3 protein-coding genes are annotated in these 19,685 nt (G+C 45.1%); all 3 read left to right on the top strand.

The genetic code is table 11. The features are described from left to right. The first annotated feature begins 15 nt into the window (after positions 1–15). Genes ACO052_RS01570 through ACO052_RS01560 form a run of 3 tightly spaced genes read left to right on the top strand, consistent with a single transcriptional unit; the run spans position 16 to position 19,635 of the window. Positions 16–16,707 (top strand): BspA family leucine-rich repeat surface protein, encoded by a 16,692-nt coding sequence (locus ACO052_RS01570; RefSeq protein WP_422106258.1) that lies wholly within the window; start codon positions 16–18, stop codon positions 16,705–16,707. Between the two features lie 60 nt (positions 16,708–16,767). Continuing rightward, on the top strand, positions 16,768–19,443 hold the full coding sequence (locus ACO052_RS01565; protein WP_422106257.1) for a lamin tail domain-containing protein: 2,676 nt from the start codon (positions 16,768–16,770) through the stop codon (positions 19,441–19,443). 27 nt (positions 19,444–19,470) lie between these two features. Continuing rightward, a complete protein-coding gene (locus tag ACO052_RS01560; protein WP_422106256.1) occupies positions 19,471–19,635 on the top strand; it encodes a hypothetical protein in 165 nt (54 codons plus the stop codon). Positions 19,636–19,685: the final 50 nt, after the last annotated feature.

The following is a 19,685-nucleotide window of genomic DNA, read 5'->3' as shown; positions in this document are numbered from 1 at the left end:
AAAACCCTTGTTACAATGAAAAGAATATTAGTGTTTTCCATGTTGCTTTTACTGGGATTTGCCATGTCCACAGCTCAGTCGACCCTCAATGCCGATGGCAGTTGGCATACCGTATACTACACCGGAAGTGCAGAGGACTTCGTGATGCCAAGCAGTACGGACTATACACACGTTGAGTTCCAATTGATGGGCGGCGATGGTGGAGATGCACGATATAGTGCTAGCTGCATAGGTGAGGGAGGCCAGGGAGCCGAAGTTATCGCAACATTCACCATCGGCGGCGCTTCGAACGAATTACAACTAGGTACCCCGATACGTTTTATAGTAGGGGGTAAAGGTGCTAATAGAGAAGCTAATGGTGGCGGTGCTGGTGGGGGTGGAACAGCGGTTTTGGACATGACCCCAGAGAACTATCGAATACTGGCCGTAGCCGGAGCTGGTGGTGGCGGCTATGTACTTACACCTTTTTTTAGCTGTATAGATCATGAAGGGAAAGATGCCTCTTTGACGGAAGATGGGATAGACTCCGGTGGGCATGGTGGTGTCAATGGTATGGGTGGGGAAACCCTAAGTTATATTATTGAAAATAATGGAATGTTTGATGATTATATTTTTCCCGCAGGCGGAGGAGGCGGTGCATTTTCCCCATCTATAGATACTGGTGGACCATATGAGGGGAGAGAAGGCGAGATGGGCACATGGCAGGGTGGTGTTGGTGGCGGGATCGATTTTACAGTAGAAGGATGGAGCTTTCCAGACGGCGGATGGGGCTTTGGTGGTGGTGGTTCCGGTTCTGGGAATGATAGAGGCGGCGCTGGCGGTGGCGGCGGATATTCTGGCGGCGGTGGCGGTTCTGAAAGCTTCAGATCAGGAGGCGGTGGCGGAAGCTATACCCTACCTGGTCTATATGGCAATATCATTCAAATACCAGAGGACTCGGACAGGGAGGACGGTTTCATAAAATATCGCTTTGTGAACAGGAATGACTGCAATCCTATCATTACATCCCTCGATATCGTGGACACGGCGGACTGTACACAACCGGCCAGTGTCAAAGTGACTACAGGACAGACGGCCGGCTGCGGGACCTACGAGGTAAAATATATCCTACTCAGAAGCGATGACGACGGGTTCATGCGAATAAATGGCACAGGATTCTTTGATGACCTCTCTATTGGAGACTATCTGGTACTCGTCAATAAGGGCGACACCACTACGGACCACGAATTCTTTTCCATCAGCAACGGGACGGATGATGAACTTCCAAGCCCGGTATGCCAGGAGATCACCGTATACCTCGATGAAACCGGCCAGTACACAATACAGCCCGAAGAAATCGATGGAGGAAGTACCGATAATTGCGGCATATACGACTATGACTTTATGGAGTTTACAGGGCCTTTGCAAATCGTAACGTTCGAAGAGTACACCCTTACCTGCGAAGATCTTGGGGACAAGACGGTGGCCTTGGCCGTATTCGACTATAACAATCAAGGGAGCTACTGTGTGACCGACGTCACCGTAGTAGATGGAATCCCCCCAATATTGACCGCTCCACATACCTTTGAGCTCCCCCAGCGCTATGATATTGAAATTCCTCAAGGGGGTCTTTTGACCATAACCGAGGACCTTTTCGCTGATACCATAAATGCCTTTCAGGACAATTGTACGGATACACAGGGTCTTATACTGAACGCAGCGATCATTGGAACGGAAATCAGTTGTTTGGATGTCGGAAGCACTATTTCAATTGATGCCACGATTTCTGATGCAAGTGGAAACGAGACCCAGGCATTCTCTATGGAGATCAATGTGCTGGACGAGACTAATGAATGCTTTGCTGACTCATTTGTAACCACTTGGCAAACCACTACAGCGAATGAAAGCATCACGATTCCGATCTTCTCCGATGGCAATACCGGATTGGTCTATGACTATTGGGTCGATTGGGGAGACGGGAGCCTTATCACACGCCATTCGGGCGATGCCACACATATGTACGCCGGTCCTGGGACCTATACAGTAAGCATCAGCGGTAGTTTCCCGCGTATCTATTTCAAGGATAGTAGTGACAAGGACAAGATTATCGACATTGCGCAATGGGGGGAAAATGTTTGGAGTTCCATGGCAGAAGCGTTCCGTGGCTGTAGCAATTTGAACATATCCGCTACGGACGCCCCAGACCTTTCTGGTACTACAGACCTCTCATTGATGTTCGCGGACGCCGCCGCAATGAATGGGGCCATTGGCCATTGGGATGTGAGCAACGTGACAACTATGGAAGGCATGTTCAATGGCGCCTCCTCTTTCAATCAGGATATTGGCAATTGGGATGTGAGCAGTGTAAACGATATGAGAATAATGTTCGCATATGCCTCCGATTTCAATCAGGACATTGGAAATTGGAATGTAAGTGCCGTCACCGATATGAAAAGTATGTTTGCCAATGCTAGTGCTTTCAATCAAAGCATCGGGAGTTGGGACGTAAGTTCGGTGATTGAGATAAGAGCAATGTTCTACCATGCCTACTCTTTTGATCAAGATATTGGTGATTGGAACATAGGATCGGCAACAGATTTGTCAAATATGTTTGAAGCAGCCTCTTCGTTCAATCAGGACATCGGCCGTTGGGATGTGAGCAACGTGACAACTATGAAAGGCATGTTCGATGGCGCTTCATCTTTCAATCAAGATATTGGGAGTTGGAATGTAAGCAATGTAACAAACATGTTTGAGATGTTCTTTATTGCATCCTCTTTCAATCAGGACATTGGCCGTTGGAATGTGAGCAATGTGACCACTATGGGCAAGATGTTCAAGAGAGCTTCATCTTTTAATCAGGATATTGGTGATTGGGATACAGGATCGGTAATAGATTTGTCAAATATGTTTGACGAAGCCTCTTCGTTCAATCAGGACATCGGCCGTTGGAATGTAAGTTCGGTGACCAAAATGAGGTGGATGTTCCATAAAGCTACTTCTTTTGACCAAGACCTTGGTGGTTGGGACATCGGTAGTATAACAACTATGGTAGGCATGTTCGATGAGATCACGCTTTCCACGGCCAACTACGACGCCTTATTGATAGGTTGGAGCACCTTGGATACGGACGCTGGGGAAACACAGATCCCTACGAACCGTAGCTTCAATGCTGGAAACAGTCAGTTTTGTCATGGAGGTGGTGCTGCGCGACAGAACTTAATTGATCAATATGGCTGGACGATCTCAGATGGAGGAGAATCTTGCAACCCCTTTATCACCGAATGGGTAACCACTGCGGCGCAAGAGAGTATTACCATTCCTACCTATACAGGAGAGGACTATTCTTTTACTGTAGACTGGGGAGATGGCACCATTACAACCGATCATACTGGGAATGCCACGCATACATACGCCAATCCTGGGACCCACGAGATCAGTATAAGTGGTACCTTCCCAAGGATCTATTTCAACAATAGCGGTGACAAGGACAAGATCCTCGATATCACCCAATGGGGGAACAACCCATGGACCTCGATGGGAAGTGCCCTTTATGGCTGTAGCAATCTGAACATCTCGGCCACGGATGCTCCAGAACTCTCGGGTGTGACAGACCTATCGTATATGTTCAACAATGCCTCTTCCATGAATGCAGATATTGGTTATTGGGATATCAGTAGTGTCACTACTATGGCGCATATGTTCGAGGGTGTCGCACTTTCCACGGCCAACTACGACAAACTGCTAATTGAATGGAACACTTTGGATGCTAGAGAGACGCGGGTTCCAGAAGGCGTCGAATTCCATGGTGGCGATAGCAAGTATTGTACAGGTGATCTGGCACGGCAGAACTTAATTGATCAGTATGGCTGGACGATCTCAGATGGAGGGATTACAGACTGTCCACCTTTTATCACCCTTTGGCAGATCACTTCGGCCAACGAAAGTATTACAATTCCTATGTATACAGGAGAGGACTATCTTTTTAATGTAGACTGGGGAGATGGCACCATTACGACAGATCATACTGGAAATGCCACACATATATACGCCGATCCTGGGACCTATACAATAAGCATCAGCGGTAGGTTTCCACGTATCTATTTCAAGGATAGTAGTGACAAGGACAAGATTATCGACATTGCGCAATGGGGGGAAAATGTTTGGAGTTCCATGGCAGAAGCGTTCCGTGGCTGTAGCAATTTGAACATATCCGCTACGAACGCCCCAGACCTTTCTGGTGTTACAGACCTCTCATTGATGTTCGCGGACGCCACCTCAATGAATGGGGCCATTGGCCATTGGGATGTTAGCAACGTGAAAACTATGGAAGGCATGTTCAATGGCGCCTCCTCTTTCAATCAGGATATTGGCAATTGGGATGTGAGCAGTGTAAACGATATGAGAATAATGTTCGCATATGCCTCCGATTTCAATCAGGACATTGGAAATTGGAATGTAAGTGCCGTCACCAATATGAAAAGTATGTTCGCCAATGCTAAAGATTTTAATCAAGACATCGGAGCTTGGGACATAAGTTCGGTGATTGAGATAAGAGCAATGTTCTACCATGCCTACTCTTTTGATCAAGATATTGGTGATTGGAACATAGGACCGGCAACAGATTTGTCAAATATGTTTGAAGCAGCCTCTTCGTTCAATCAGGACATCGGCCGTTGGGGTGTGAGCAACGTGACAAGTATGGCAGGCATGTTCAATGGCGCTTTATCTTTCAATCAAGATATTGGGAGTTGGAATGTAAGCAATGTAACAAACATGTTTGGCATGTTCAATGGCGCATCCTCTTTCAATCAGGACATTGGCCGTTGGGATGTGAGCAATGTGACCACTATGGGTAATATGTTCAAGAAAGCTGCATCTTTTAATCAGGATATTGGTGATTGGAATCTAGGATCGGTAATAGATTTGTCAAATATGTTTGACGAAGCCTCTTCGTTCAATCAGGACATCGGCCGTTGGGATGTAAGTTCGGTGACCAAAATGAGGTGGATGTTCAATAGAGCCACTTCTTTTAACAAAGACCTTAGTGGTTGGGACATCGGTAGTGTAACAACTATGGTAGGCATGTTCAGCAATGCCACGCTTTCCACAGCCAACTACGACGCTTTATTGATAGGTTGGAGCACCTTGGACACGGACGCTGGGGAAACACAGATCCCTACGAACCGTAGCTTCAATGCTGGAAACAGTCAGTTTTGTCATGGAGGTGGTGCTGCACGACAGAACCTAATTGATCAGTATGGCTGGACGATCTCAGATGGAGGAGAATCTTGCGACCCCTTTATCACCGAATGGGTAACCACTGCGGCGCAAGAGAGTATTACCATTCCTACCTATACGGGAGAGGACTATTCTTTTACTGTAGACTGGGGAGATGGCACCATTACGACAAATCATACTGGGAATGCCACGCATACATACGCCAATCCTGGGACCCACGAGATCGGTATAAGTGGTACCTTCCCAAGGATCTATTTCAACAATAGCGGTGACAAGGACAAGATTCTCGATATCACCCAATGGGGGAACAACCCATGGACCTCGATGGGAAGTGCCTTTTATGGCTGTAGCAATCTGAACATCTCGGCCACGGATGCTCCAGAACTCTCGGGTGTGACTGACCTATCGTATATGTTCAACAATGCCTCTTCCATGAATGCAGATATTAGTTATTGGGATATCAGTAGTGTCACTACTATGGCGCATATGTTCGAGGGTGTCGCACTTTCCACGGCCAACTACGACAAACTGCTAATTAAATGGAACACTTTGGATGCTAGAGAGACGCGGGTTCCAGAAGGCGTCGAATTCCATGGTGGCGATAGCAAGTATTGTACAGGTGATCTGGCACGGCAGAACTTAATTGATCAGTATGGCTGGACGATCTCAGATGGAGGGATTACAGACTGTCCACCTTTTATCACCCTTTGGCAGATCACTTCGGCCAACGAAAGTATTACAATTCCTATGTATACAGGAGAGGACTATCTTTTTAATGTAGACTGGGGAGATGGCACCATTACGACAGATCATACTGGAAATGCCACACATATATACGCCGATCCTGGGACCTATACAATTAGCATCAGCGGTAGGTTTCCACGCATCTATTTCAATAATGAAGGAGACAAGGACAAGATCATCGACATTGCGCAATGGGGGGAAATTGTTTGGAGTTCCATGGCAGGAGCATTCCATGGCTGTAGCAATTTGAACATATCCGCTACGGACGCCCCAGACCTTTCTGGTGCTACAGACCTCTCATTGATGTTCGCGGACGCCACCTCAATGAATGGGGCCATTGGCCATTGGGATGTGAGCAACGTGACAACTATGGAAGGCATGTTCAATGGCGCCTCCTCTTTCAATCAGGATATTGGCAATTGGGATGTGAGCAGTGTAAACGATATGAGAATAATGTTCGCATATGCCTCCGATTTCAATCAGGACATTGGAAATTGGAATGTAAGTGCCGTCACCGATATGAAAAGTATGTTTGCCAATGCTAGTGCTTTCAATCAAAGCATCGGGAGTTGGGACGTAAGTTCGGTGGTTGAGATAATAGCAATGTTCTACCATGCCTACTCTTTTGATCAAGATATTGGTGATTGGAACATAGGATCGGCAACAGATTTGTCAAATATGTTTGACGGAGCTTCTTCGTTCAATCAGGACATCGGCCGTTTGGATGTAAGTTCGGTGACCAAAATGATGTGGATGTTCAATGGCGCTTCATCTTTCAATCAAGATATTGGGAGTTGGAATGTAAGCAATGTAACAAACATGTTTGGCATGTTTAATGGCGCTTCATCTTTCAATCAGGACATTGGCCGTTGGGATGTGAGCAATGTGACCACTATGGGTAAGATGTTCGATAGCGCCACTTCTTTTAATCAGGATATTGGTGATTGGAATCTAGGATCGGTAATAGATTTGTCAAATATGTTTGACAAAGCCTCTTCGTTCAATCAGGACATCGGCCGTTGGGATGTAAGTTCGGTGACCAAAATGAGGTGGATGTTCAATAGAGCCACTTCTTTTGACAAAGACCTTGGTGGTTGGGACATCGGTAGTGTAACAACTATGGTAGGCATGTTCAGCAATGCCACGCTTTCCACGGCCAACTACGACGCTTTATTGATAGGTTGGAGCACCTTGGACACGGACGCTGGGGAAACACAGATCCCTACGAACCGTAGCTTCAATGCTGGAAACAGTCAGTTTTGTCATGGAGGTGGTGCGGCACGACAGAACCTAATTGATCAGTATGGCTGGACGATCTCAGATGGAGGAGAATCTTGCGACCCCTTTATCACTGAATGGGTAACCACTGCGGCGCAAGAGAGTATTACCATTCCTACCTATACGGGAGAGGACTATTCTTTTACGGTAGACTGGGGAGATGGCACCATTACAACCGATCATACTGGGAATGCCACACACACCTATAGTGTTGCTGGCACCTATACGGTAAACATTACTGGCACCTTTCCACGGATCTATTTTAATAACACTGGCGATAGAGACAAAATAATCGACATCAGCCAATGGGCCGCCAATCCTTGGACCTCTATGGAACGTGCTTTTGAGGGTTGCACTAATCTCAACATATCGGCGACCGATGCACCAAACCTATCGGGAGTCACCGATCTGTCTTATATGTTTGAAGGAGCTTCCTCTATGAATGGCGCTGTAGGGCATTGGGATGTGGGTAGTGTGACCAATATGGATTCTATGTTCTCCAATGCTTTAGCTTTCAACCAGGATATTGGGAATTGGAACGTAAGTGCTGTGACTAATATGCATGGTATGTTCTACAATGCTTTAGCCTTCAATCAGGATATCGGCGCTTGGGATGTAAGCGCTGTGACTGATATGAGCAATATGTTCGATAGTGCTTCAACATTCAATCAAGATATCGGAAGTTGGGACGTGAGTTCTGTGACCGATATGGGAGCTATGCTTGACGGTGTCACCCTATCTACAGAACATTACGATACCTTACTGATAGGCTGGAGTACCTTAGACTCTGGGGAAACACAGGTCCCTACGAACCTCAACTTCCATGCTGGAAATAGCCAGTATTGTTTAGGGTATACCGTCCGTCAAAACCTGACAGGCAATTACAACTGGACCATCACGGATTTAGGAGAAGCCTCGTCCTGTTCATCATTTGTCACCACATGGCAAACTAGTTCAGATAATGAGAGTATTACTATCCCGACCTTCTCGGGAGACAGCTATAACTATTGGGTAGACTGGGGGGATGGTACGATTGATACTGGGCTCACAGGAAATGCCACACATACCTATAGTACTGCTGGCACCTATAAAGTACGCATGAGCGGTACCTTTCCACGGATCTATTTTAATAACACTGGCGATAGAGACAAAATCATCGATATCAGCCAATGGGGCGCCAATCCTTGGACCTCTATGGAACGTGCTTTTGAGGGTTGCACTAATCTCAATATATCGGCTACCGACGCCCCAGACCTCTCAGGGGTCACTGATCTGTCTTATATGTTTGAAGGAGCTTCCTCTATGAATGGCGCTATAGGCCTTTGGGATGTGAGTAGTGTAGCCACTATGGAAAGTATGTTCGAATCAGCCGTTTCCTTCAATCAAAATATTGGGAGTTGGGACCTAAGCAATGTCATCAATGCACGTGGAATGTTCGCCAATGCCACGTCCTTCAACCAGGACATCGGAGATTGGAACGTGAGCAATGTTAACGACATGCATCATATGTTCAACGGAGCGTCCTCCTTTGACCAGAATATTGGTAATTGGGACATCAGCAGTATGACGAGCATGGACGATATGTTCGATGGAGTCACCCTTTCCACAGACAATTACGAAGCTATATTGAATGGTTGGAGCACTTTGGATGAAAACGCTGGGGAAACGCAAATACCTATAGGTATTACATTTCACGGTGGCAACAGCCAGTACTGTCTAGGGGAAATGTCACGGCAGAAACTGATGGGCCAACCCTATAATTGGGCCATCACGGACGGCGGTCTATCTTGCTCGTCCTTTGTCACCAAATGGCAAATCACTAATGCTGGCGAGGGCATCAGAATTCCGACCCACTACGGTGTGGAAAATCTCTATGATTACGATGTGAACTGGGGGGACGGAACCATCTCCAGGGGCCATACTGGAGCAGCATGGCATACCTATAGTACACCAGGAGTATATGAAGTAGCGATCATCGGTACCTTTCCGCGTATCTATTTCAGTGGCAGTAATAACAACAATGAAAACAAAATAATCGACATCACCCAATGGGGCGACAATGCCTGGACCTCTATGGAAAGTGCTTTTTTGGGCTGCACTAATCTCAATATATCAGCCACCGACGCCCCAGACCTTTCAGGGGTCACCGATATGTCTCATATGTTCTTAGGTGCTACCTCTATGAATGCTGATATTGGCCATTGGGACGTGAGTTCTGTGACTAATATGACCGCTATGTTCTTAAGAGCTAGAGCTTTCAATCAGGATATCAGCGCTTGGGATGTAAGTGCTGTGACTAGTATGCATGCTATGTTCTATGAAGTCGCTGCCTTTAATCAAGATATTGGAAGTTGGAATGTAAGCGCTGTGACTGAGATGAACTATATGTTCTATGGAGCCTCTGCCTTTAATCAAGACATCGGAAGTTGGAATGTAAGCGCTGTGACTAATATGGACTCTATGTTTCGAATCGCCTCAGATTTCAATCAAGATATCGGCGCTTGGGATGTGAGCGCTGTGACTGATATGAATAAGATGTTTGAGAGTGCTTCAACATTTAATCAAGACATTGGAAATTGGAATGTGAGCACTGTAAGCTCCATGGTTAATGTGTTCAATGGTGCTTCAGCCTTCAACCAGGATATTGGGAATTGGAACGTAAGTGCTGTGACCGATATGTCTGGTATGTTTGCCAATGCTTTAGCTTTCAATCAGGATATCGGCGCTTGGGATGTAAGTGCTGTGACTGGTATGAGCAATATGTTCGATAGTGCTTCAACATTTAATCAAGACATCGGGGATTGGGATGTGAGCACTGTAACCAACATGTCTGGTATGTTCACCAATGCTTCAGCCTTCAACCAGGATATCGGAGGTTGGGACGTGAGTTCTGTGACCGATATGAGTTCTATGCTTGACGGTGCCATCCTATCTACGGAGTATTACGATGCCTTACTGATAGGTTGGAGTACCTTAGACTCTGGGGAAACACAGGTCCCTACGAACCTTAACTTCGATGCTGGAAATAGCCAGTATTGTTTAGGGGATATCGCCCGTCAAAACCTGATAGACAATTACAACTGGACCATCACCGATGGCGATACCTCCTGTAGCATACCTTTTACAACCCTCTGGCAGACCACCACTGATAATGAAAGCATTACGATTCCGACCTTTTCGGGAGACATCTATAACTATAGGGTAGACTGGGGGGATGGCACGATCGATAGTGGGCTCACAGGAAATGCCATGCATACCTATACGACTGCTGACACCTATACAGTGCGCATTAGCGGGACCTTTCCACGGATCTATTTTAATAACACTGGCGATAGTGACAACATCATCGATATCCTCCAATGGGGCGCCAATCCCTGGACCTCTATGGAACGTGCTTTTATGGGCTGCACTAATCTTCATATATCGGCCACCGATGCACCAGACCTCTCAGGGGTCACGGATCTGTCTTATATGTTTGAAGGAGCTTCCGCTATGAATGGCGCTATAGGCCATTGGAATGTAAGTGCTGTGACCAATATGGAGTCTATGTTTTCCAATGCTATAGCTTTCAATCAAGATATTGGAAATTGGAATGTGAGCACTGTGACTGATATGAATAATATGTTTAGTGGTGCTTCAAGATTTAATCAAGATATTGGAAATTGGGATGTGAGCGCTGTTACTAATATGAGTTTTATGTTCAATGGTGCTTCAGCTTTTAACCAGGACATCGGAAGTTGGGACGTGAGTTCTGCGACTGATATGAGTTCTATGCTTGACGGTGCCACCTTATCTACAGCGCATTACGATGCCTTACTGATAGGTTGGAGTACCTTAGACTCTGGGGAAACACAGGTTCCTACGAACCTTAACTTCCATGCTGGAAATAGCCAGTATTGTTTAGGGGATATCGCCCGTCAAAACCTGATAGACAATTACGGCTGGACCATCACCGATGGCGATACCTCCTGCTTATCTTTTATAACCCTCTGGCAGACTGACGCTGACAATGAGAGCATCACCATCCCGACCTTTTCGGGAGACATCTATAACTATAGGGTAGACTGGGGAGATGGTACGGTTGATACCGGACTCGCAGGAAATGCCACACATACATACACTGCTGCCGATACCTATACGGTAAGCATTAGAGGTACCTTTCCACGGATATATTTTAATAATGCTGGCGATAGTGACAAAATCATCGACATCACCCAATGGGGCGCCAATCCCTGGACCTCTATGGAACGTGCTTTTATGGGCTGCACTAATCTTAATATATCGGCGACCGATGCACCAGACCTCTCAGTGCTCACGGATCTGTCTTATATGTTTGAAGGAGCTTCCGCTATGAATGACGCTATAGGCCATTGGGATGTGGGTAGTGTGACCAATATGGAGTCAATGTTTTCCAATGCTATAGCTTTCAATCAGGATATTGGAAATTGGGATGTAAGCGCTGTGACCAATATGTCTGGTATGTTCACCAATGCTTCAGCCTTCAACCAGGATATCGGAAGTTGGGATGTGAGTTTTGTGACCGATATGGGCGCTATGCTTGACGGTGCTACTTTATCTACGGAGCATTACGATGCCTTACTGATAGGTTGGAGTACCTTAGATTCTGGGGAAACACAGGTCCCTACAAACCTTAACTTCGATGCTGGAAATAGCCAGTATTGTTTAGGGGATATCGCTCGTCAAAACCTCATAGACAATTACAACTGGACCATCACTGATGGGGATACCTCCTGCAGCACACCTTTTATAACCCTCTGGCAGACTACCACTGATAATGAAAGCATTACGATTCCGACCTTCTCGGGTGAGACCTATGACTATACCGTATATTGGGGGGACGGCACGATTGATACGGGGCTCACAGGAGATGCCACACATACCTATACTGCTGCCGATACCTATACAGTAAGTATTAGAGGGACCTTTCCACGGATCTATTTTAATAACGCTGACGATAAGGAAAAAATAATCGACATCACCCAATGGGGGGACAATACCTGGACCTCTATGGAACGTGCTTTTCAGGGCTGCATTAATCTCAATATATCGGCTAGCGATGCACCAGACCTCTCGGGAGTCACTGATTTGTCTCATATGTTTAGGAATGCTAACGCTATGAATAGCGCTATTGACCATTGGGATATGAGTACTGTGACCAATATGGAGTCTATGTTCTCTCATGCTTTAGCTTTCAACCAGAATATTGGGAGTTGGAACGTAAGTGCTGTAACTAATATGCATGGGATGTTCTTCAGTGCTATAGCTTTCAATAAGGATATCGGCGCTTGGGATGTAAGTGCTGTGACTGATATGTCTGGTATGTTCTATGGAGCCTCTGCCTTTAATCGATACATCGGAAGTTGGAATGTAAGCGCTGCGACTAGTATGAGCTATATGTTTCGATCGGCCTCAGCTTTTAATCAAGATATCGGAAGTTGGGATATAAGTGCTGTGTCTCATATGTCTGAAATGTTTGACGGTGTCACCCTATCTGTTGATAATTACGATGCCTTGCTCCTGGGTTGGAGTACCCTAGATCCTGGTGAAACACAGATCCCTACGAATATTAACTTCCGTGTTGAAAATAGCCAGTATTGTTTTGGGGAGGCTGCCCGTCAAAACTTGATAAACAATTACGGCTGGACCATCACGGATCTAGGAGAAGCCCCGTTCTGTGCACCATTTGTTACACAATGGCAGACCATATCTGCCGGAGAGCACATCACAATCCCAACCTTCCCTGAAGAGATCTATTCCTATTCGGTCGATTGGGGTGATGGTGAATATAGCCTGAATCAGACCGGAGATGCTACCCACGACTACGACACAGCAGGGACCTATACAGTAAGCATCAGAGGTAATTTCCCAAGGATCTATTTCAACAATAGCGGTGACAAAAACAATATCGTGGACATCAGCCAATGGGGGGACAACGTCTGGAGCTCCATGGGAAATGCCTTCTACGGCTGTAGTAACCTCAATATCTCGGCCTCAGATACCCCGGACCTCTCTGAGGTTACGGATCTATCCTATATGTTCGACGGTGCCTCTTCCCTGAATGCCAGCATTGGCCATTGGAATATGAGTACTGTGACCAATATGTTAAATATGTTTCATAACGCATCAGTATTTAATCAAGATATTGGGAATTGGAACGTAAGTGCCGTGACTAATATGTCTGGTATGTTCTATGGAGCCTCTGCCTTTAATCGATACATCGGAAGTTGGAATGTAAGCGCTACGACTGAGATGAGCTATATGTTTCGAACGGCCTCAGCTTTTAATCAAGATATCGGAGCTTGGAATGTGAGCGCTGTGACTGACATGAGCCATATGTTCGATAGTGCTTCAACATTTAATCAAGCTATTGGAAATTGGGATGTAAGTGCTGTGACCAATATGCTTGGTATGTTCACTGATGCTTCAGCCTTCAACCAGAATATCGGAAGTTGGGATGTAAGTGCTGTGTCTCAAATGTCTCAAATGTTTGAAGGTGTCACCCTATCTGTTGATAATTACGATGCCTTGCTCCTAGGTTGGAGTACCCTAGATACTGGTGAAACACAGGTTTCTACGAACCTTAACTTCGATGCTGGAAATAGCGAGTATTGTTTAGGGGATACCGCCCGTCAAAACTTGATAAACAATTACGGCTGGACCATCTCCGATGGTGGTTATGCCCCATCCTGCGAAGCATTTGTCACCACATGGCGAACTAGCTCAGACGATGAGAGTATCACCATCCCCACCTTTTCGGGGGAGACCTATGACTATACGGTAGACTGGGGGGATGGTACGATTGATACCGGGCTCACAGGAAATGCCACACACACCTATACCACTGCTGACACCCATACGGTACGCATTAGTGGGACCTTCCCACGTATCTATTTTCTAAACGCTGACGATAGAGACAAAATCATCGATATCCTTCGATGGGGTACCAATCCATGGACCTCTATGGAAAGTGCGTTTCGGGGTTGCACTAATCTCAATGTATCGGCGACCGATGCGCCTGACCTCTCAGGGCTTACAGATCTGTCTTATATGTTCTATTATGGATCCTCTATGAATGGCGCTATTGGGCATTGGGATGTGAGTACTGTGACCGACATGAGTAATATGTTTAGTGGTGCTTCAGCCTTCAACCAGGATATCGGGAATTGGAACGTAAGTGCTGTAACCAATATGAATGCTATGTTCTCACTAGCCTCATCTTTTAATCAAGACATCGGGGGTTGGGACGTGAGCGCTGTGACTGATATGAGTTGGATGTTTAGAGGTGCTTTAGTATTTAATCAAGATATCGGAAGTTGGAATGTAAGCGCTGTAAATTCTATGCGTAGGATGTTTCAAGATGCTGACACTTTCAATCAAGACATTGGAAATTGGGATGTAAGCGCTGTGACTAATATTAGTGCTATGTTTTATCATACCGCTGTCTTCAATCAGGATATCGGGGATTGGAACGTGAGTTCTGTAACAAATATGGGCGCTATGTTTTATTATACCTCTGCTTTCAATCAGGATATCGGGGATTGGGACGTGAGTTCAGTGACCGTATTGCACTCTATGTTTAATGGCTCTTCAGCGTTCAACCAGGATATCGGGAATTGGGACGTAAGTTCAGTGGCCCATATGAGCTATATGTTTCAAAATGCTTCAGCCTTCAATCAGGATATCGGAAGTTGGGACGTGAGTTCGGCTGAATATATGAAGGATATGTTCGATGGTGCCACCCTATCTGTTGATAATTACGATGCCTTGCTCCTGGGTTGGAGTACCCTAGATCCTGGTGAAACACAGATTCCTGAAAATATCACCACCTTCTCTGGCGGGAATAGCCAGTATTGTTTAGGGGAGGCTGCTCGTCAAAACTTGATAGACAATTACGGCTGGATCATACCCGATGGTGGACTATCATCATCTTGCGCTTCCTATGTGACCTTAAGTCCTAAAGTATATTTACAAGGTGCCAGTTTAACTCCTATATCTGGTGAGGAAGACCTTATGCATGATGAGCTAAGAGTCTGGGGCTCGAATTTTATGCCGCTAATATCGCCTTACGCTGATGGATTAGAAGTAGGAGGGGCAGAGACCTTTAGCGCAGTTGCAGGAGCAAATGCTAATGCTATTGTAGACTGGGTTTGGGTAGAACTTCGAGATAAGGACGATAGCAGAGTAATTGTCGGCTCCCGATCCGCACTATTACAACGCGATGGTGATGTGGTTGCTGTAGATGGCAGTTCCCCTTTGGTGTTTAATGTAGTACCTGACCGTTATTATGTCGCCGTGAACCACCGCAATCACGTGGGTATTATGACAGCGTCTACACACAGCATAAGTACAACAACATTAGATCTGTCCACAGATCCTAATTTGATAGCAGGTGCTCTTAATGGCGTGGTTCTATTGCCCAATGGGCGCTATGGGATGTATGCGGGGGACTCTGATAATAATACACAGATACTATTTTCGGATGCCGAATATGTTTATGAATCCTTGGGAATTTCGGGTTATAATGATGCGGACACAAATATTAACTCTGAGGTTCAGTTATCGGATGTCTTTGACGTAATCTTTCCAAATCTCGGTCGAGGCCAACAATATAGAGGTTCCTCTAACCCAGATCACAACCCCTTATCTCCAAGTATCACCCTATCCTTTGCCAATGCACGTATGACCAGTGATGATACGGATTATTATTACGAGGCCGATATCATGATAGAAAGCGATGAAGACTTCTATGTGGGCTCAGGTCTGCTGTATTTAGATTACAATACCGCCGCCTTTGGCGAACATGTGCAGGCCAATGGTCATATAGAGTACAGCCAACCCGAAGGTTCCATATTAGGGTATTCGTTTGGTGCATCCACACCAGCGTACAAGTACTTTATAAAGAACGACAACACGGGTTCCAGAGTAGCACTGTCCTTTCAACAGAACATCGCTTTGGAAGGCCTAGAGACGGTGTCCGAGCTACAGATCACCGCCACGCCAAAGCTGTTAATGCATATTAAGCTGCGCTACGCGGATGTCAATGCCGATGCCGATGTCTGTTTCTTTAGTGACGGCCTATTCCAAGATCAGTTCTATACAGCCTGTGGCGGAGGGACCATAGCAGATTGTATTTATGCTCCAGGCGTAAAAATAATTGACGATAGCTATGATTGCTCTGGGGCAGTGGTAAGCAGACTCGGCACAACAGTTTACAACGAAGCGTCGGTTGCGCTCTATCCCAACCCGACACGGGAACATTTTTACATCGAAGGTATTGAAGGGTCTTATACCGTCAATGTCTATGATCTAAAGGGAAGACGTATTCTAAGCTTAGAGGATGTTACAGATAATGCCGTAGATATGAGGCCCTATGATAATGGACTGTACTTTATTGAATTAGTTACGGCATCAGGTTCAATCTTCAAACGACTCATCAAAAACTAATAGCAATACCCAAATATTATGTTAAGAATTTTACAAGCAAACCTAGTTAAAAACAAAAAAATGAAACGATTTACTTTTATAATGCTCCTATGTTTTTTGGGCATACATACACTTTATGCCCAGGACCTTACATTGGCATTGGCCAATGTGCAGAACACCAACGACGGGGTTGATGATTATTACGAGGCTGATGTTACGGTCACAGCCGCTACTGACGCATATGTTGGTAATGGGATCATCTATTTTAATTACAACACAGCAGCCTTTGGAGAGAATGTGGCTAATAATAGTAATATTGAGTTTAGTCAGCCTGATGGTTCTATATTGGGTCATAGTTTTGGTTTGTTCGCACCAGCCTATATAGGTTTTGGTGTTATAGACAATACCAGCTCTAGAGTAATTTTACTTTTTCGACAGAACATTGCCTTGGAAGGCTTTGAGACAGAACCAGACATACTACAGGTGACTGCTACACCAAAAGTCTTAGGACATATTAAGATACGTTACTTAGATTTTAATGAAGCCCCCGAGATCTGCTTATCTGCAGAGGGTGCCGCCCAGACCGAGATCTACTCGGCTTGTGGTGGTGGAACAACAGCCGACTGTGCTAATTACCCTGGGGTTCAGTTTGCAAATATTAGCTATGGGGACTTTGGTTGTGCCACGACAGCAGCTACAGGAAACTTAACCATAACAGAAGTGATGCAAAATCCTGTTGTAGCCGACAATCAAGGGGAGTATTTTGAGCTGTATAACAATGAGACTGAGCCTGTTAATCTTAACGGTTGGACGATTTCGGATGGTGGGTCAGACACACACACAATTTCTACCAACCTTATTATAGAGGCGGAGAGCTTTATGGTTTTAGGAAATAATGGATACTCGCCGACCAATGGGGAGGTTAGTTTGGATTATGTGTACGTAGGGATTGATTTGTCCGATGGTGCTGACGCTATAATCTTAACTGATGGCTCGTCAACTGAAATCGACCGTGTGGCATATGATGGAGGAACCAACTGGCCCAATCCAAATGGGGCAGCCATGATTTACACGGGGAGCAATATTGAGGATAATAACGACGGTAGTTTATGGCAAGTTGCAACGCAGGCAGAAGGTATAACATCAGGTCTAGGTTCTCCAGGGACTAATGGTACAGATCAAATTGTAAACTGGTTGGTCTATGACGGCACATGGAATGAAGCCCCATCCGTCGATACAGGTGCTAAAAATGCTCTGATAAAGACAGCACAGGCCTTAACCGTTGATGCAGATATTGATTTAAATAGTTTAGTTATTGAAACAGATGCCGATGTAACGCTTAATTCTGGGGTAACATTGACTGTTCCGACTCTTGTTATGGAATCCTCATCCACTCAATTTTCGAGTTTAATAGCTGATGGTACTATAACAGGGACTGTTGAATACCAACGCCATGTTAATCAAACAGCCACCACTGGAGGAAATGATTTAATCACACCACCCGTGTCTGGCCAAACATTTACCGATTTTATTTCAAAGAATAATAATATAGTTTCCAATGCGGACAGTTCATTATTTCTTTTCGGACATTTTGATAAAACCACGGGTGATTATGCCATATATGCTTCAACAGAAAGTGCAACTTTAGATGCTGGAGTTGGCTATCGTGCTGCGACCACGGATAACAGTGTGCTGAGTTTTGAAGGGACCATAAATCAAGGAACAGTCAATACGGCAGTTTCCAATTCAGGACCGTTCTATAGTGAGTGGAACCTCATAGGCAATCCTTATCCTTCTTACCTAAACGTTCAGGACTTCCTCAACAATACCAATAACACCAGTTTGATGGATGCAACCAATATAGCCATTTACGGCTACGATGGCGATGCTTCGGACGGATGGACCATTTATAACCTTAATACAACAGACGCCAGCACAGGTATTGCCCCTGGACAAGGCTTTTTTGTGGCCGTAAGTACTAATGGTTCTATGACCTTTACGCCTGCAATGAGAAGCCATGGTAATACCGATGATTTTATAGCGGGACGTGACTCCAGCAGTGATAATTATCATTTTAGCTTAGAACTTAGCAATAGCAGTCAGACCTATAACACGGATTTTTATTTCAATGCTAATTCAACACATGGCTTAGATCTTGGATATGATGCTGCAGTATTTGGGGGTGTTGCAGGCGCCTTTGCTGTATATTCTCATTTGGTAGACAACCATATTGACGGTACTGACTTTGCGATCCAATCATTGCCTACAGATTTTTTTGTGCCAGATAACATCATTCCGTTGGGACTCAATGCGAATCAGGGCGAACAGTTGACACTTAGCCTTAGCAGCTCAAGTCTTCCTGATGGCGTAGATATATTTCTAGTAGATACTTTAGAAAATACATCGACACAGTTAAACACCGGCGATTATGTATTTACAAGTGCAGAAGACCTCAATGGAATAGGACGTTTTTTTATAGGCTTTACAAATTCCACATTATCAGCAACAGCATCTGAATTGAACAAGCTAGGTGTTTATGTTCTGAAAAGAGATCATGTCATAGCCATCAATGGCCAATTAACAGATAAGACACAAGCAAGTTTATACGACATCAATGGAAGAATGGTCCTGCAGGCAGATTTAGATACAAGTAGTTATAGAAATACCCTGTCGACTTACGGTTTAGGAAGCGGAGTGTATGTATTGAAAATCGGAAATACTAAGGAACAAGAATCATTTAAAATTATAATCAATTAGTTTGAATTAAAAACCCCAGAGCGATTTATGAAAACAAAAGAAGCAAAGAATAATCAAATCACTAGAAAAGAGGCATTGACTAAACTGAGTAAATATACGGCACTAACGGCGTTGGGTACCTTTTTAATATTAAGCCCGCTAGAGGCACAGGCATCTTCACCACCGGATCCTGGTAGTAACCCTTTGGATTAACCTATTTGAAAAAGTACGATGTCGTAAGAGGATGCTATAACATTGGATGG

This window comes from Winogradskyella sp. (assembly GCF_965228925.1).
In the GTDB taxonomy this organism is placed as follows: Bacteria; Bacteroidota; Bacteroidia; order Flavobacteriales; family Flavobacteriaceae; genus Winogradskyella.
This window is presented reverse-complemented; position numbering and strand designations above follow the sequence as displayed.